Below are 15,782 nucleotides of genomic sequence, written 5' to 3'. Positions count from 1 at the left end.
TGGGGTCCTTTCACGCCGGGGCCGGGCTGGTGTGCGGTGCGGCGGCGTCCGGGCCGGTGTGGGGCGCGGTGGCGTCCGAGCCGGCCGCTTCCGTCCGGGGTTCGTCCGGCGGTTTCGGGAAGAGGGTGAGGGCGCGGCTCACCGCGTACATGCCCGCGAAGATGTCCATGCCCGGGAAGATCCAGACCACCCCTTCGACGCCGAGCGGCCCGGCGAAGGCCGCGGCGACGGTGGGTCGGACGAAGGTGCCGGCGCCGAGGTTGGGGGCCGCCGGTGCCTGTCCCTTGTGCCGCGGCTTCAGAGAGGGCATCAACGCTGATATCGGTACGTATGCGGTCAGCGTAGCCGGTCCGCTGCGCCGGTCCGCTGCGCTTGGCTGGCTTCCCACGTTGTCGGCTTCCCCGCCGTAGGGGTTCTTGCCGTTGCGCCTGCGGCGCGTTGCTTGTCCGCTGCGCGGGGCTGTTGGGTGCGGTGACGGGCCTGCGGGGGTGGTGTGCCGGACTGCTTCGCTTTACGTCCGGCACACCACCCCCTCCGACCCGTCCCCTCCCGTTGGGGTCAGATTTCAGGCCAGTTGCACCATCTGTCTGTGGGCCCGTGCCGGCTCTGGACTGAGGGGTGACCGTCGACGACAGCGACCCGCACCGGACCACTCACGCCGGCCCCCACCCACCGTCTTCCATGACCCCCCACGGGAGGGGACGGGTCGGAGGGGCAGGGGGTGTGTCCGGACGTAAAGCGAAGCAGTCCGGACACACCCCCTGCCCCGCAGACCCGGCACCGCACCCAACAGCCCCGCGCAGCGGAACGACAACGCCCGCGAAGCGGACCAGCAACGCCCGCGAAGTGGGCCGGAAAACGCGCCGCCAGGCGCAAAAGGCGAACCCCTACGGCGGGAAAGCCGACAACGTGGGAAGGCCAGCCAAGCGGTGCGGGCGATGGAGGGTTCGTCATCGAAGCTCTCGTTCGGGTCGGTGGAGGGGTGGTGGGATGTGCGGGCCGCTGGGCGACGCGGTGATGCAATCGTTTGCGTGAAAGGGGCGTCAAGGGTGGCTGGAATCTTCCCGTTGCGGCGGGAGATTGCCGTGATGCGTTGCGGCGGAGTCGTATGCGGTGGGCAGGCGTACGTCGCGCGTCGCGTTACCTTCGTGTGAACATCACGCGGTGCCTTCACGCAGGTGACCGTGGCGCGAACCGGAGGGGACGGGGCGATGGACCGGGTCGAGGCCCAGGAGGAACGGCGGCGGCGGATCCGGGAGTCGGTGGTCGCGCGGGGGTTCGTGCGGACCGCCGAGCTGGCCGCGGAGTTCGGGGTCAGCCTGATGACCGCCCATCGGGATCTGGACGCGTTGCAGGCGCAGGGGTGGCTGCGGAAGGTGCGTGGCGGGGCGACGGGGCTGCCGTCGGCGCAGTTCCACGGCACGGTCGCGGAGCGGATGGCGACGATGGCGGCGACCAAGCGGCTGTTGGCGCGGGCCGCGGCGGCGCTGCTGGTGCCCGGGCAGACGGTGTTGCTGGACGACAGCACGACCTGTCTGATGCTGGCGCACCAGGCGCCCGCGCACGCCCCGTTGACGGTGATCACGAATTCGCTGCCGGCGGTCACCACGCTGGCGCAGGAGCCGGGTATCTCGCTGATCACGCTGGGCGGGGCGTACTTCCCGGCGTACGACGCGTTCATGGGGCTGCACACCGCGGACGCGGTGCGGGCGTACCGGGCGGATGTGCTGTTCCTGTCGACGACGGCCGTCGCCAAGGGCCGCTGCTATCACACGTCGCCGGAGACGGTGCAGGTCAAGCGGGCGATGATGGAGAGCGCGGCGCGCCGGGTGCTGGCCGCCGACCACACCAAGTTCACGAAGGACGGGCTGTATGCGCTGGCGCCGGTGGCCGACTTCGACCTACTGATCACCGATGGCGGGCTGCCGGCGGAGGAGGTGCGGGCGATCCGGGCGGCCGGTACGGAGGTGACGGTGGTGGCGGGGGGTGGGGGCGCGTCCGTGGAATAGCCGGGCTGCGCCGTGCGTTGGGGCCCCGAGGGGGCGCTTGCGACCCCTACGGGATCTGTTCGCCCCTCCCCCAAGGGTCCCCCGGGCCGAGTTCCCCCAAGGGTCCCAGGGCCCCCGGCCGAGCCCGCTCCCCCGTCGCAGCCGGGCCGGGCCTACCCCAGCCCCAGCACCCCGGGGGCGGTCGCCAGGTCGCGCAGGGCCGTTCGGGGGTTGGTGAGGAGGTGGCGGGCGGTGAGGTCGAGGATGCCACAGACGGCGGTGATCTCGGCGGCGGTGGTGCCGTCGGTCTTGCGTACGGTCTGCTCGATGACGAAGGTCTTGCCCTCGTTCCAGACGAACCGGCAGCTGACCTCGACCTCGTCGCCGGCGCGGAGTTCCCGCCGGTAGCGGATGGTGGTTTCGAGGGTGACCGGGCCGATGCCGCGGGCCACCAGCTCGCTCTGCGGGATGCCGCCCGCCTGGAGGGCGGACCAGCGGGCGTGCTCGGCGTACTGGAGGTAGACGCTCTGGTTGAGGTGGCCCTGGGTGTCGGTCTCATAGCCGCGGACGGTGATCGGTACGGCGAAGGGCCGGTCCGGGCCCGTTTCCCTCGCCACATGCGCCACTTCGGTCACGATCGCTCCTGTCTCCCCGTGGGTCACGCGTCGCACCATCGTAGGAGGAACGCTCAGCCGGCGCCGGGCATTCCGGTGGCCGTGGGTGTCCCGTCGCCGGTCATTCCGGTGGGGGTGCCCAGGTCCGTCCAGGCGACGGTGCGGTCGCACCAGCGTTGCAGCAGGGTGCGGTCGTGGCCGACGGCGAGCACTCCGGCACCGCTCTCCCGGCGGTAGGTCTCGACGACGGCGACGAGCGCGGCGGTGGTGGAGGCGTCCAGCATCGCGGTCATCTCGTCGCAGATCAGCCAGCGGGGGCGGAGCACCAGCGCGCGGGCCAGGCAGGCGCGTTGCAGCTGGCCGTCGCTGACCTCGTGGGGGCGGCGGGCGAGCAGGTCCTCGCCGAGGCCGACGAGGGGAGCCAACTCCCGTAGGCGGTCGGGGACTTCGGTCTTGCGGCCGGTGGCGCGCAGCGGCTCGGCGATCACGTCGGCGAGCCGCAGGCGGGGGTCGGCGGAGAGCCGGGGCTGCTGGAAGAGGACGCCGAAGGCGGTGCGCAGGGCGCGGGGTGCGCGGTGCCGCCAGCCCGGGGCGGGCGTGCCGTCCAGGAGGACGGTGCCGGCGTAGGGCCGGTGCAGCAGGGCGGCGACCCGGGCCAGGGTGGACTTGCCGCAGCCGCTGGGGCCGAGCAGGCCGACCGCTTCGCCGGGGGCGAGGGTCAGGGACACGCCGCGGACGACGGGAGCGCCGCGGTCGTAGCCGGCGGTGATGTCACGCAGTTCGAGCACGGTCGCTCTTCCTCTCCGGCGGCACCGGGTGGTGGCAGGCGACGCCGTCGCGGGGCGCGGGGAGCGTCGCGCAGGCCGTGGTGGCGCGGTCGCAGCGGGCGGCGAAGGCGCAGCCGGCCGGCAGGTCGCCGAGTTCGGGCGGCATGCCGGGGATGGGGGTGAAGGCGCGGTCGGGGAGTGCGTCGAGCAGGCCGCGGGCGTAGGGGTGGCGGGGGCCGGGGGTGCCGAAGAAGCGGCGGGCGTCGGCGAGTTCGACGAGGCGTCCGGCGTACATCACGGCGACCCGGTCCGCGATGCGTTCGGCCGCGGCCAGGTCGTGGGTGATCATCAGCAGGGCGCGGCCGGCTCCGGTGTGCCGGCGGAGTTCGTCGACGGTGCGGTCGACGAGGTCGCGGTCGAGGCCGGTGGTGGGTTCGTCGGCCAGCAGCAGCGGGGGGTCGCCGGCCAGGGCGAGGGCGGTGGCGGCGCGCTGGGCGAGGCCGCCGGAGAGCTGGTGCGGGTGGCGGTCGAGGTGGCCGGGTGGGAAGGCGGCGCGTTCGGCGGTCCGTTCGGCGGCCGCGCGGAGTTCGGGGCCGCGTCTGGTGCCGGTCAACTCCCGTACGGTTTCCTCCAGTTGGGCGCGTACGGTGCGGACGGGGGTGAGGTGGGCGGCGGGGCTCTGCGGGATCAGGCCGATCCGGCGGCCGCGGACGGAGCGGGCGAGTTCGGCCTCGGGGGCGGTGAGCAGTTCGGTCGGGCCGTGGGTGTCGGTGAGCAGCGCGGTGCCGGTGGCGTCGGCGTTGCCGGGGAGCAGGCCGAGCAGGGCGGAGGCCAGGACGGACTTGCCGCAGCCGCTCTCGCCGACGAGGACCAGGCACTCGCCGGGTGCCAGGTCGAAGGCGGCGTCGGTGACGGCGGCGACGGACCGGCCGCCGGGCATCCGGAAGCGGACGGTCAGTTCGCGCACGGCGAGCAGCGGCCGGGGCTTCTCGTGGTGTGCGTCGGGGGTGCCGTGGGCGGTCACAGCGTCAGCTCCGATCGGCGGCGGGGGTTGAGCCGTTCCCGCCAGGCGCCGGCCAGGCCCGCGACGGCGAGGGTGGGGACGATGAGGAACAGGCCGGGGAAGAGGGTGGGCCACCAGTCGCCGGCCAGCAGGGAGCTGCGGGCGGCGTTGGCCATGATGCCGAGGCTCGCCTCGTGGGCGGGCAGTCCCAGGCCGAGGAAGGAGAGGGCGGACTCGTGCCAGATGGCGTGCGGCACCATCAGGACGGCGGCGAGTCCGGCCTGCGGCAGCACGGCCGGCAGGAGGTGACGGGTGGTCACCCGCCGGCGTGAGGCGCCGCCGGTGAGCGCGGCGTCGAGATGGGGGCGGGAGCGCAGCGAGAGCACCTCGGCGCGGACGATGCGGGCGGTGGACAGCCAGTGCGTCAGCGCCACGGAGAGGATCACCGGCCAGACGCCGGGCCGGAAGACGGCGACGACGAAGATGCCGAGCAGCAGGTGGGGCACGGAGGCGAAGAGGTCGACCAGGCGCATCACGGTGCGGTCGGCCCAGCCGCCGAGTGCCCCGGCGAGGGCGCCGACGGCGGTGCCGGCGACCGTGGCGGCCAGGGCGGCGACCACGCCGACGAGCAGGGAGACGCGCAGTCCGTAGACGCAGCGGAGCAGCAGGTCACGGCCGACTTCGTCGGTGCCGAACGGGTGGGTGGCGGAGGGGGGTTGGAGCTTGGCGGCCAGGTCGACGGCCTGCTGGTCGAGGGGGAAGAGCAGCGGGACGAGGAGGACGGCGAGGACGAGGACGGCCAGGGTGGTGGCGGCGGCCCGGAGCCGGAGGGTGCGCCGGGTGCCCGGGCCGCGCCGGGTCCGGGGCGTGCGGGTGGAGGCGGTGCTAGCCATCGAAGCCCACTCTCGGGTCGGCCAGTCCGTAGAGGAGGTCGGACAGCAGGTTGCCGGCGAGGACGGCGGCGGTGGCGAGCACGGTGAGCGCGGCGAGCAGCGGGAAGTCGACGCCGGTGGCGGCCTGGACGGTGGCGGCGGCGATGCCCGGCCAGCTGAAGACGGTCTCGACGAGGAGGGCGCCGGTGATGAGTTCGGGTACCCGGGAGCCGATCAGGGTCAGGACGGGCAGCAGGCCGGAGCGGAGCGCGTGCCGGTGGAGGACGGTGCGTTCGCGCAGGCCGCGGGCGCGGGCGCCGCGTACGGGGTCCTCCTCCAGTGCGTCGCCGACGCCCTGCCGGACGTACAGCACGAACCACGGGAGCTGGGAGACGGCGAGCACCAGTGCGGGGAGGGTGAGGTGGCGGGCGATCTGGCCGGGGGTGGCGAGGTCGCTGCCGGTGTCGGTGAGGCCGCCGGCCGGCAGTACGCCGAGTTTCAGGGCGCCGAGCCAGACGGCGAGCAGGCCGAGCCAGTAGGGCGGGGCGGCTTCCAGGACGTAGGCGGTGGTGGTGATCGCGCGGTCGAGGGGGCCGCCGCGGCGGCGGGCGGCCAGTACGCCGAGGAGGGTGCCGGCGGTCACGGCGAGGGCGAAGGCCAGCGTGCACAGCAGTACGGACCAGCCGAGGCGTTCGCCGATGACCTGGGAGACGGGGGCGCGCAGGCTGGTGGAGTCGCCGAGGTCGCCGGTGAGGGCGCGGGTGAGCCAGTCCCACCAGCGGGTGAGCAGGGGTTGGTCGGCGCCGAGGTTGTGCCGGAGCTGGTCGAGGTTGTCCTGGGAGGCGGTGAGTCCGGCGGTGCCGGCGTAGGCGCGCACCGGGTCGAAGGGCGAGGCGGCAGCGAGGGCGAACACCCCGAGGGTGACGGCGAGGAGGACGGGCACGGCGGTCAGGGCGCGCCGTGCCGTCATCCGTGCCATCGGCCCCCAGGGCAACGGGCGGTGGTGCGTGGTCACTTGGCGGGCTGCCAGTCCTCGACGTTCCACCAGGGGCCGGAGGCCAGGCCGTGGTCGTGCGGTTCGACCTGGGTGGTGAGGTCCTTCCAGCGGTTGTCGACGACGTAGAGGTGGTCGACGTGGGTGAGGAAGACGTAGGCGGGGTCGTCGGCCAGTGTGCGCTGGATGGTGTCGTAGGCGGCCTTGCGGGCCGTGTGGTCGTCGGTGCGGCGGGCCGTGACGAGCTGGTCGTCGACGGTCTTGTTGGCGTACCGGGACATGTTGTTGAAGCCGTCGCCGGCGAGTGCGGAGTGCAGCAGCAGGTACTGGTCGAAGTCGGGGTCGGCGGGGCTGCCGCCGCCGGCGAGGACGGCGTCCTGCTTCATGGCGGGCTCGATGGCCTCCCAGGTGCCGGACTCGACCTTGGCCTCGATGCCGGCCTTCTTGGCGTCGGAGGCGAAGGCGAGGGCGTGTTCCTGGCGGAGCTTGTCGCCGGAGAGGTACCAGAGGGTGAAGGAGGCGCGCTGTCCGTTCTTGGCGCGGATGCCGTCGGGGCCCTTCTTCCAGCCGGCGTCGTCGAGGAGGTGCTGGGCCTTGCCGAGGTCGTGCGGGCGCTCGGTGCCCTTGGCGAACCAGGGGCTGTCGGTGGGCACCGGTCCGTAGGCGGGCTTGCCGGCGCCGCTGAGGATGCCGTCGACCATGGCCCGGCGGTCGACGGCGAGGTCGAGTGCCCGGCGGACGGCCCGGTCGCCGGTGACGGGGTTGGCGGTGGGCAGGGTGACGTTGCGGTAGTCGAAGGTCTTGGCGGCGAGGGTGGTGCGGCTCTTGTCGGTCTTGAAGGTGGCGGCGAGTTCGGGCGGGAGGATGGCGCCGTCGAGGTCGCCGGAGCGCAGCCGGGTGGCGCGGATGTCGTCGTCCTTGATGACCGCCATGGTGAGGTGCTTGACCTTGGGTGTGCCGCCCCAGTAGTGGGGGTTGGCGGTGAAGGTGAGCTTCTCGCCCTTGGACCACTTGGAAAGGACGTAGGGGCCGGTGCCGACGGGGTGGGTGGTGAAGGGGCCGGTGTTGACGTCCTGTTTGCCGGCGAGGTGCCGGGGGGCGATGGGCAGGACGGTGCGCTCGGCGAACGGCGCGTAGGGGTACTTCAGGTGGAAGACGACGGTCCGGTCGTCCTTCTTCTCGACGGTGTCGAGGGCGTCCAGTTCGGCCTTGGAGGCGTTGTTGGTCTTCTCGTCGAGGATGGTGGTGTAGGTGAAGACGACGTCGTCGGCGGTGAAGGGCTTGCCGTCGCTGAAGGTCACGCCGGGGCGGAGGGTGTAGGTGTAGGTCTTGCCGCCGTCGGTGACCTCGGGCAGGGCGGCGGCGAGGGCGGGCTTGAGGTGCATGCCGGCGTCGTGGGTGAGCAGCCCGTCGAAGATCTTGGAGTTGCCGTCCTTGCCGTAGCCGAGGAGCGGGCTGAGGGTCTCGGGTTCGTAGGCGATGCCGACGACGGCGCTGTCGGTGGGTTTGGTGCTGCCGCGGCCCTCGTTCGGCGTGGCGCAGGCCGCCGCGGTGAGCGCCGTGGTGGCCGCCAGTGCCGTGGCGACCGCTCGCCGTATGGACCGGGACGTCATGCCCACACCTCTTTTGAAGATCGACTGTTGTTGCGAAGTGCTCGCATTTCTGCGGCTGCCATTAAAACAGTCGTAAAGGTGTGGTCATGAACCGGTCCCGGACGGCTGTGGCCCGCTATGGGGCGCGGGGTCCCCGGGACCGGGCGGTCACGGGGTGCCGGTCACCAGCTTCAGGTTCCACTTCCGCAGCGGCACGTCGATGGGCTGGAAGATGGTGACGGTGTCCCCGCCGACGTCGCAGGTCGCCGCGCCGCCCCCGGAGTGCACGCCCACGGCCTTGGGGGCGCCGGGCTGGCTGACGTAGGAACCGCCCGAATCCCCGGCCGCCGAGCAGGCGTTGGTGAAGGACAGCCCGGAGATGACGGTGGTGCCGTAGTCCACGGTCTGGTCGGTGCGGGTGATCTCGCCGCAGTGCCAGCCGCTGGTCTGGCCGGAGTGGCAGATCGACATCCCGACGATGCCCTGCTGGGAGCCGGTGACGGTGACCGGGCTGCCGCCCTGGCCCCGCACCTCCGGGGTCAGCCGCCAGCCCGGCTGGTTCACCGACACCAGGCCGAAGTCGCCGGCGTAGCCGTTGACGCTGTGCGTCCCGCCCTGGTTGGAGGTCCCGATGCGGCTGCCGTCCTTGCCGTAGGCGGGCTGGTTGGCCTTGAGGGTGCAGTGACCGGCCGTCAGGAAGCCCTGGAAGTGGTGGGGTCCGGTCACCGAGAAGCCGATGGAGCAGATGCCGTCGGTCCCCGGCATCCAGCGTTCGCCGCCGCCGACCGTGCCGTTCTGCTGGCTGGGGGCCTGGTCGCTGCGTTCGACGGTGACCGGGACCCGGGAGCGGACCGCGATCTGGCGGACCGTGCTCTCGAAGCCGGCGGTGCGGGTGGTGCGCGCCGCGCGGTCGACCCGCACCACGACCCCGTTGGCGCGCTCGTCGATGCCCCAGCCGGTGACGCCCGGGACGCCCCGGCCGGCGTGGTCGGCGATCTGCCGGACCACTCCGCGCAGCGTCTCCCGGCTGTGCCGGACGGTCTTGGGGACCGCCCCCGCGTCCCGGACCCGCCGGGCGTCGTCGGGCCCGTTGACCGCGACGACGAGCCGGCCGAGCGACGTGTCGAACCACATCCCGGCGGGCGGCGCGGACAGCGCCCGGCGCACGGCGAGGGCGGTGTGCTGCGCCTCGGCCTCCTGCGCGAGCCGGGTCCGGACCTCGGTCGGGGACAGCCCGAGGTCCCGGCGCATCGCGTCGAGCATGGTGCGCCGCGCGGGCTGGGGGCTGGGTTCGGACTGCGGCAGGGCCCGCGCCGGGCCGTTCGGGGTGACGGCCGCCACCAGGGCGGCGGCGGCCGCGCTCCACAGGGCGGCCTTGGGAATGCGGCGTTGCATGGGGGTCTCCTCGCGGTGTCGAGTACACATCCCGCCCGGAGGTGGGCGGGTGCAGGGATCGGCCCGCAAACGAGCCTCGCCGACACCGCACGCGCCGGCACGGGGAGAACGGCGGCATGATGGGGCGGTGGTCCCCGCCGATCGCCGCCAAGTCCCCACCGCCCACGGCCCCGTCGCGTTCGGGGCGCCGCCCGGGGCGCTGCGCAACGTCCCCTGCTCGGCCGCCCGCCATCCGGGAGCCGGGCCACCTGAATGCCCGTCACCCCCGGCCGAGGGCGCCGAGGGTGGACCGGCCACGGCGCCGCCCCCGGATCTCGGCGGGGACGCCACGTGCCGGCGGTACGCCTACGCGGTGCCGGGCCACTTCGGGCTGTGGGTGCCGCCGCTGCGGTCGGCGGAGCCGTGGGCGGACCGGGCGGCGACCCGGCGGGCCGCTGCGCCGGGGCCGCTGGACCTGGTGCTCTTCGGCGGCGGGCCGGTCGCCGGGCGGCCGGAGGGGTACGGCGCGCACGTCGGCGTCCACCTCGGTCCGGACCGGGTGCTGCACCTGTGCCGGGAGGTGGGCCGGCCGGTGGTGTGGGGCTACGCCGACTTCGCGGTGCGGGCGCGGTACGCGCGTTTCCTGGGTGCGAAGCGGGTGGTGCCCGGCGGCTCCCGGGAGGGGTGACCGGGCGGGCGGCGAGGGTGGCTCAGAAGCCGCCGCCGAAGCCGCTGTCGCCGCCGCCCCCGAAGTCCCCGCCGCCGTCGCCGAAGCCGCCGCCGAAGCCGCCGGCGTCGAAGTCGGCGCCCGTGTCGTCGCCGCCCTCCGCGCCCTGGTAGCCGCCGAGGTCGGCGCCGTAGGCGGGGCCGGACATCATCAGGTGGCCGAGGGTGGTGCCGACGAGGAGGCCGGGGAGCAGCCCGCCGCCGAAGTAGCCGCCGGCCCAGGGGGCGTAGGCGGGGCCCGCGTCCCAGTAGGGGCGGTCGCCCTGCGGGGTGCGGACCGTGCGGGCCAGCGGCTCGCGGCCGTCGTCCAGCCGGCTCTTGTCGGCGGCGCAGACCGGGACGGTGCGCTCGGCGCCGCCGGGCGGGGCCCAGTCGGCGTCGGTGACGGAGGGGCCGTGCCGGGGGTCGAAGAAGCAGGGCAGCCGGCGTTCGGGCAGCGGTTCGCCGGCGCGGCGGGCGGCGAGGGTGGCGAGCGCGAAGCGGCCCTCCTCCAGTTCCTTGGTCACCGCCTGGACGTCGCCGGGGTGCTCGGCCGCGGCCATCGCCGACTTGGCGTCCTCGTAGGCGTCCAGGGCGCGGGCGTAGTCGGCGCGCATGGTGTCGTCGGCGCCGGGCGCGGCCGGGTCGAAGTCCAGCCGGTCCAGCTCCTCGCCGAAGGCGGTGATGTCCTCGTCGACCACGATCCGCAGGTCTTCGAGGGCGGCGCGTTCCTCCTCGGCCCGCTTGCGGCGGTTGCGGCGGGCGATGGCGTAGGCGCCGCCGCCCCCGATGACGATCAGCGCGCCGATGCCGACGGCGGTGCCGGTGCCGAAGCCGCCGCCGCGGCCGCCCCAGGAGGCCGGGGCGTGGCCGCGGGCCTCGGTGACGGCGGTGTCGACGAAGCTGTTCAGGCGCGCGGAGACGGTCGGGTACCGGGAGCGCTCGACGGCGCCGACGAGGTTCTGGACGGCGGTGCGCGGCATCACCCGGGGGTCGGCGCCGGCGTTGAAGCCGTCGCCGAGTTCGACGGCGTAGACGCCGCTGATGCCGACCTTGGTGCGCAGGTCCCGGAGGAGGGTGGCCGGCTGGTAGTCGGAGGTGCGGGGCAGGACCGCGACGAAGACCGGCTTGCCGGAGTCCTTAATCTTTTTGGCGAGGGCGTCCGCCTGGCCGGCCGAGAACCGATCCGCGGCGCGGGGGTCGACGTAGACCGGGCCTTTCCGCAGGGCGGCGGCCGCCTCGTCCAGGCCGCCCGCGGCGTGCGCGCCGGGTGCAGCCACCGTGACCGTCGCGAGGAGGGCCGCCAGCAGCAGGAGAACCGGTCCGGTCAGCGCACGGCGGATTGCGGTCTTCATGGCTCCGACGCTACCCGAACCGCACTTTCAGGACACCCTTGGCGGTTTACCGAATTTTTACCGATCGTCCCGGGGATGGCGGGCAGTATGCGGTGCCCCGGCGGCCCTGTCGCGCCGGGGCTGTCCGTCCAGGTGGTCGCCGGGCGCGGCTTTTTGATGATCAAGGTCGCCGGGGATGTTCGGGCTCGTCCCTTCCCCGACGGCGCCCGGGCACGCCCCGCGGCGGCGCCCACGGAAGGGCCCGAGGAACGACTCGTCCCTCCCCGACGAAAGGAGGACGCGATGGGCAGGGTCGCCGAGACGGCCAACTCCCTCGCCATCGCCGTCGCCGCCACCGCGGTCGGCTGCACGCTGGTCCTCGAACTGGCCCCCGCCCACCACCCCGGCGCCCAGCGGTCCGCCACCCCCGCGGCGGCGCCCGCGGCCGCTGCCGGTCCGGCCGCCGTCGGCCGCGCCGCGGTCGCCCTCGGCGGGCCGGAGGTGGTCCCCGAGGACCCGGCGGCCGACGCCGCGCCCGGCGCCCCCGGACCGGCGCCGGTCCGCCCCGCCGACTCCCGACCCGACTCCCGACCCGACTCCCGGCCGGCCGCACCGCCGCCCGCCGCCGGGCGACCGGGCGGGCGGATCCAGGTCACCGGGCCCGCCGGCCCGGCCAGTCTGCGGGCCAAGGGCAGCTTCCCGGTCGCCTGGACCAACACCACCGGCACCGAGGTGGACGTCTGGCTCAACGCGGCCGCCGGCCGGGGCCGGATACAGCGGCTGGCGATGGTCTCCCCGCGGGCCGGCGCCGGACCGGCCGGCGAGGCCCTGGTGACCCTGCCCGAGGTGCCGCCCGGCCGGGCCTACGCCCTGGAGGTGGCCGCCGGCAACGGCACCACGCACGCCTTCAGCCGGCCGTTCGCGGTCACCAACTGACAGGCCAGGGAGGCGGGTTGAGGCGCCTGCCTACGGCGCGGCCAGGTCGACCAGTCCGGCCAGTGCCGCACGGTGGCGGCCCGGGGTGCCGAGGGCGAGTTCGTCGCTCTTGGCGCGCTTGAGGAAGAGGTGCGCGGGGTGCTCCCAGGTCATCCCGATGCCGCCGTGCAGCTGGATGCACTCCTCGGCGGCGCGGACCGCCACCGGCGCGCAGAACGCCTGGGCCACCGCGACCGCGACCGGCGCGTCCGGGGTGTCGCCGGCCAGCGCGTCGGCGGCGTTGCGGGCCGCGGCCCGGGCCGCGGCCACGTCCAGCCACAGGGCGGCCATCCGGTGCTTGAGGGCCTGGAAGGAGCCGACCGGGCGGCCGAACTGGGTGCGCTCGCGGGTGTACCGCACGGTTTCGGTCAGGCACCACTCGGCGAGTCCGAGCTGTTCGGAGGCGAGCAGTCCGGCGCCGGTGCGCAGCGCGCGCTCGACGGCGGCGCGGGCCCGCTCCCCGTGGGCCAGCGGGCGGCCGGCGGCGCCGTCGAGGACCACGTGAGCCAGCGGCCGGGTCAGGTCGAGCGGGGTGACCGGCTCGATGCGCACGCCGTCGGCCGCGGCGTTGACCGCGTGCAGCGCCGGGCCGTCCGGGCCGTCGGCCGGGACGAGCAGCAGCCCGGCGCCGGGGGCGTCCGCGACGGAGGTGATCCGCCCGGTGAGGGCGCCGGCGGCGTCCGCCCGTACGGTGGCCGGGCCGGTCCCGCCCGGAGCGGTCGGCAGCGGGACGGCGAGCGCGCCGACGGTGCGGCCCTCGGCGAGCGCGGCCAGCGGGCCGGCGACCTCGGGCCGGCCGGTGTCGCAGCCGAGCAGCGCGGTGACCGCGAGCACCGCGCTGGTCAGATAGGGCAACGGCGCCACCGCGCGGCCCAGTTCCTCCAGGACGACGGCGGCCTCCCGGGGGCCGGCGCCCTGTCCGCCGAGCTCCTCGGGGACGAGCAGCCCGGCGGCGCCGATCCCGGCGGTCAGGGCGTGCCACAGCTCCGGGTCACACGGCCGGCCGGTCTCCACGGCGGCGAGCACGGTGGCCGGATCGGCGCGGTCGGCGAGCAGCGCCCGTACGGCGGCGCGCAGGGCGTCCTCCTCCTCGGAGTAGAGGAGGTCGGGTTCGGCGGCGGGGGTCGCGGGGGCCGGGGTCGTGGGGGTCATCGGGGGAGGTCCTTCCACGCGACGTCCTTGTCGGTGCGCGGCTCGGGCGGCAGGCCCAGGACGCGTTCGGCGACGATGTTGAGCAGCACTTCGGAGGTGCCTCCCTCGATGGAGTTCCCCTTGGCGCGCAGATAGCGGTAGCCGGCCTCGCGGCCGGTGAAGTCGACGCCCTCGGGGCGGCGCAGCGTCCAGTCGTCGTAGGTGAGGCCGTCCTCACCGCGGAACTCCACGTCCCAGCCGCTGATCTGCTGGGCGAGCCGGGCGAAGGCGAGTTTCATCCCGCTGCCCTCGGGGCCGGGCTGGCCCTGGGAGAGCTGCTGGCGCAGCCGTTCGCCGGTGAGGCGGGCCACCTCGGCCTCCACCCAGAGGGTCAGCAGCCGCTGGTGCAGGTCGTGGGTGCGCAGCTCGGGGTGGTCGCGCCAGGCTGCCGCGGCGACGCCGATCATCCTCCCCCTGCCTTCGGCGGGGGTGCCCCCACCCTCGCGCGGGGCGCGGACGCCGCCGATGGCGACCCGCTCGTTCATCAGGGTGGTGCGGGCGACCTGCCAGCCGTCGCCGACGTCGCCGAGGCGGTGGGCGTCGGGGATCCGCACGCCGCCGAGGAAGACCTCGTTGAACTCCGCCTCGCCGGTGATCTGGCGCAGCGGCCGCACCTCGACGCCGGGGGCGGTCATGTCGCAGAGGAAGTACGTCAGTCCGCGGTGTTTGGGGACGGCCGGGTCGGTGCGGGCGATCAGGATCGCCCAGCGCGCCAGGTGGGCGCTGGAGGTCCACACCTTCTGCCCGTCCACGATCCAGTCCCCGTCGCCGTCCTCGTCCCGGACGGCGCGGGTGGCCAGCGCGGCCAGGTCGGAGCCGGCGCCGGGCTCGCTGAACAGCTGGCACCACACCTCCTCTCCGGTCCACAGCGGCCGCAGGAAGCGCTTCTTCTGCTCCTCGGTGCCGTAGCGGAGGATCGTCGGGGCGGCCATGCCGAGGCCGATGCCGATCCGGCCGGGGTCGTTGTCCGGGGCACCGGCGGCGGCGAGTTCGGCGTCCACGACGGCCTGGAGGGAGCGCGGGGCGTCCAGGCCGCCGAGGCCCTCGGGGAAGTGCACCCAGGCAAGCCCGGCGTCGAAACGGGCGCGCAGGAAGTCCAGCCGGCCGGTGCGCTCGGGAGGGTGGGCGGCGAGCAGGTCGGTGGTGCGCCGGCGCAGGTCGGCGGCGTCGGTCATCGGGTCTCCTCCGTTCCGGGAACGACCACGAGGCGGCCGACGGAGTCCCCGTCGGCGACCCGCTGGACGGCGTCGGCGGCCGCCGACAGGGGCACCCGTCCGCCGATCAGCGGCGCGACGGCGCCCCGGGCGGCGAGCTCGGTCAGCTCCTCGTGGCAGGCGTCGACGGCGGCCGGGTCCTTGGTGTGGTAAAGGCCCCAGTGCAGGCCCAGGATCGCGTAGTTCTTGACGAGGGCGTGGTTGAGGGCCGGGGTGGGGACGGTGCCGCCGGCGAAGCCGACGACGACGATCCTGCCCTCGAAGGCGATGCACTTGGTGGACTTGGCGTACGCGTCGCCGCCGACCGGGTCGTAGACCACGTCCGCGCCCCGTCCGCCGGTGGCCTCCTTGACGGCGGCGACGAGGTCGTCGGTGTGGCGATCGAGGACGAGGTCGCAGCCCAGTTCCCGGGCGGTGCGGGCCTTGTCGGGGCCGCCGACGACACCGATGACCCGGGCGCCGGCGGCCCGGCCCAGCTGGACGGCGGCGCTGCCGACGCCGCCGGCCGCGGCGTGCACCAGCAGTGTCTCGCCGGCCTGGAGCCGGGCCCGGCGGTGCAGTCCGAACCAGCCGGTCTGGTAGCCGATGTGCAGCGCGGCGGCCTCGGCGTCGTCCAGCGCCTCGGGAGCGGGGCGGACGGTGGCGGCGTCGGCGACCGCGAGTTCGGCGAACCCGCCGCCCGGGAGCGCGGGCTGGGCCAGCACCCGCGACCCGACCTCGCCGGCCGCGCCCTCGCCGACGGCCAGCACCTCGCCGCAGATCTCCACGCCGGGGGTGAACGGGAGCGGCGGCCGGGCCTGGTACTGGCCCCGGCACAGCAGCGCGTCGGGGAAGTTGACGTTGGCCGCCCGCACCCGCAGCAGCAGCTGCCCCGGCCCCGGCTGCGGGTCCGGCACCTCCTCCAGCCGCATCACCGCTCGCGGCTCCCCGTTCGCGTGCACGCGCCATGCCTTCACCTGATGCCTCCACAGACCTGAAGTCGTACGGCTGGTGCGGGGCCGGGGCCCGGCCCTCGCCACGCGGCATACTAAGCGGTCGGTATCCACCGACGGAACAGTTCCGGCCGCCCGTCGTCGCGGGTGCCCCACCGGCCCGGGGACGACCAGGGTGCGGCCCGGTGCCGGGAGCCTGCCCCTGACAGGGACAGGCACCCCACCCG

15 protein-coding genes are annotated in these 15,782 nt (G+C 74.9%); 3 read left to right on the top strand and 12 right to left on the bottom strand.

Features of this window, described 5'->3' with window-relative positions; all coding sequences use genetic code 11:
* Positions 1-10 precede the first annotated feature (10 nt).
* Complete coding sequence (locus tag B073_RS0136280) at positions 11-310, bottom strand: hypothetical protein (RefSeq protein ID WP_018542963.1); 300 nt, start codon at positions 308-310, stop codon at positions 11-13.
* A 901-nt stretch (positions 311-1,211) separates the two neighbouring features.
* On the opposite strand from B073_RS0136280, the gene B073_RS0136275 reads away from it, so the two are divergent.
* Positions 1,212-2,009: a DeoR/GlpR family DNA-binding transcription regulator gene (locus B073_RS0136275; protein ID WP_018542962.1), complete on the top strand. Its 798-nt coding sequence runs from the start codon at positions 1,212-1,214 to the stop codon at positions 2,007-2,009.
* A gap of 152 nt (positions 2,010-2,161) precedes the next feature.
* Here the strand turns inward: B073_RS0136275 and B073_RS0136270 are convergent, their stop codons facing one another.
* From B073_RS0136270 to B073_RS0136240, 7 genes are all read right to left on the bottom strand, one after another.
* Positions 2,162-2,623, bottom strand: a complete 462-nt coding sequence (locus B073_RS0136270) for an acyl-CoA thioesterase (protein WP_018542961.1) — start codon at positions 2,621-2,623, stop codon at positions 2,162-2,164.
* A 53-nt stretch (positions 2,624-2,676) separates the two neighbouring features.
* Positions 2,677-3,390 carry an ABC transporter ATP-binding protein gene (locus B073_RS0136265; protein WP_018542960.1) on the bottom strand — a complete coding sequence of 238 codons (714 nt, stop codon included), beginning with the start codon at positions 3,388-3,390 and terminating at the stop codon, positions 2,677-2,679.
* Positions 3,374-4,393 (bottom strand): oligopeptide/dipeptide ABC transporter ATP-binding protein, encoded by a 1,020-nt coding sequence (locus tag B073_RS0136260; protein WP_018542959.1) that lies wholly within the window; start codon positions 4,391-4,393, stop codon positions 3,374-3,376. Before B073_RS0136260 ends, B073_RS0136265 begins: the two co-directional genes overlap by 17 nt.
* Complete coding sequence (locus tag B073_RS0136255) at positions 4,390-5,265, bottom strand: ABC transporter permease (RefSeq protein WP_018542958.1); 876 nt, start codon at positions 5,263-5,265, stop codon at positions 4,390-4,392. Before B073_RS0136255 ends, B073_RS0136260 begins: the two co-directional genes overlap by 4 nt.
* Positions 5,258-6,214, bottom strand: coding sequence for an ABC transporter permease (locus tag B073_RS0136250; protein WP_018542957.1), 957 nt, complete (start codon positions 6,212-6,214; stop codon positions 5,258-5,260). The genes B073_RS0136255 and B073_RS0136250 overlap by 8 nt, the downstream gene beginning before the upstream one ends.
* Before the next feature lie 41 nt (positions 6,215-6,255).
* Positions 6,256-7,851, bottom strand: a complete 1,596-nt coding sequence (locus B073_RS0136245; protein WP_018542956.1) for an ABC transporter substrate-binding protein — start codon at positions 7,849-7,851, stop codon at positions 6,256-6,258.
* Between the two features lie 147 nt (positions 7,852-7,998).
* Positions 7,999-9,225 (bottom strand): S1 family peptidase, encoded by a 1,227-nt coding sequence (locus B073_RS0136240; RefSeq protein WP_018542955.1) that lies wholly within the window; start codon positions 9,223-9,225, stop codon positions 7,999-8,001.
* Positions 9,226-9,352: 127 nt separating this feature from the next.
* Here B073_RS0136240 and B073_RS0136235 point away from each other — a divergent pair, with 127 nt between their 5' ends.
* On the top strand, positions 9,353-9,892 hold the full coding sequence (locus B073_RS0136235) for a hypothetical protein (protein WP_018542954.1): 540 nt from the start codon (positions 9,353-9,355) through the stop codon (positions 9,890-9,892).
* A gap of 22 nt (positions 9,893-9,914) precedes the next feature.
* On the opposite strand, the gene B073_RS0136230 is transcribed toward B073_RS0136235, so the two are convergent.
* Complete coding sequence (locus B073_RS0136230; protein WP_018542953.1) at positions 9,915-11,264, bottom strand: hypothetical protein; 1,350 nt, start codon at positions 11,262-11,264, stop codon at positions 9,915-9,917.
* 282 nt (positions 11,265-11,546) lie between these two features.
* Here B073_RS0136230 and B073_RS0136225 point away from each other — a divergent pair, with 282 nt between their 5' ends.
* A complete protein-coding gene (locus B073_RS0136225; RefSeq protein ID WP_018542952.1) occupies positions 11,547-12,179 on the top strand; it encodes a hypothetical protein in 633 nt (210 codons plus the stop codon).
* 30 nt (positions 12,180-12,209) lie between these two features.
* Here B073_RS0136225 and B073_RS0136220 read toward each other — a convergent pair whose 3' ends face one another.
* From B073_RS0136220 to B073_RS0136210, 3 genes are read right to left on the bottom strand one after another with little or no spacing between them, the layout of a single operon-like run.
* Positions 12,210-13,370 carry an acyl-CoA dehydrogenase family protein gene (locus tag B073_RS0136220; RefSeq protein WP_018542951.1) on the bottom strand — a complete coding sequence of 387 codons (1,161 nt, stop codon included), beginning with the start codon at positions 13,368-13,370 and terminating at the stop codon, positions 12,210-12,212.
* Complete coding sequence (locus B073_RS0136215; protein WP_018542950.1) at positions 13,367-14,584, bottom strand: acyl-CoA dehydrogenase family protein; 1,218 nt, start codon at positions 14,582-14,584, stop codon at positions 13,367-13,369. The genes B073_RS0136220 and B073_RS0136215 overlap by 4 nt, the downstream gene beginning before the upstream one ends.
* Positions 14,581-15,579 carry an NADPH:quinone oxidoreductase family protein gene (locus tag B073_RS0136210; RefSeq protein ID WP_026248050.1) on the bottom strand — a complete coding sequence of 333 codons (999 nt, stop codon included), beginning with the start codon at positions 15,577-15,579 and terminating at the stop codon, positions 14,581-14,583. The genes B073_RS0136215 and B073_RS0136210 overlap by 4 nt, the downstream gene beginning before the upstream one ends.
* Positions 15,580-15,782: the final 203 nt, after the last annotated feature.

Origin of the sequence: Streptomyces sp. MspMP-M5, from assembly GCF_000373585.1 — a bacterium.
In the GTDB taxonomy this organism is placed as follows: domain Bacteria; phylum Actinomycetota; class Actinomycetes; order Streptomycetales; family Streptomycetaceae; genus Streptomyces.
This window is presented reverse-complemented; position numbering and strand designations above follow the sequence as displayed.

Excerpts from the sequence above, each read along its gene's own strand:
- B073_RS0136215 (WP_018542950.1), bottom strand. The coding sequence starts at position 14,584 with ATGACCGACGCCGCCGACCTGCGCCGGCGCACCACCGACCTGCTCGCC.
- B073_RS0136250 (WP_018542957.1), bottom strand. The coding sequence starts at position 6,214 with ATGACGGCACGGCGCGCCCTGACCGCCGTGCCCGTCCTCCTCGCCGTC.
- B073_RS0136245 (WP_018542956.1), bottom strand. The coding sequence starts at position 7,851 with ATGACGTCCCGGTCCATACGGCGAGCGGTCGCCACGGCACTGGCGGCC.
- B073_RS0136280 (WP_018542963.1), bottom strand. The coding sequence starts at position 310 with ATGCCCTCTCTGAAGCCGCGGCACAAGGGACAGGCACCGGCGGCCCCC.
- B073_RS0136230 (WP_018542953.1), bottom strand. The coding sequence starts at position 11,264 with ATGAAGACCGCAATCCGCCGTGCGCTGACCGGACCGGTTCTCCTGCTG.
- B073_RS0136225 (WP_018542952.1), top strand. The coding sequence starts at position 11,547 with ATGGGCAGGGTCGCCGAGACGGCCAACTCCCTCGCCATCGCCGTCGCC.
- B073_RS0136240 (WP_018542955.1), bottom strand. The coding sequence starts at position 9,225 with ATGCAACGCCGCATTCCCAAGGCCGCCCTGTGGAGCGCGGCCGCCGCC.
- B073_RS0136220 (WP_018542951.1), bottom strand. The coding sequence starts at position 13,370 with ATGACCCCCACGACCCCGGCCCCCGCGACCCCCGCCGCCGAACCCGAC.
- B073_RS0136255 (WP_018542958.1), bottom strand. The coding sequence starts at position 5,265 with ATGGCTAGCACCGCCTCCACCCGCACGCCCCGGACCCGGCGCGGCCCG.
- B073_RS0136275 (WP_018542962.1), top strand. The coding sequence starts at position 1,212 with ATGGACCGGGTCGAGGCCCAGGAGGAACGGCGGCGGCGGATCCGGGAG.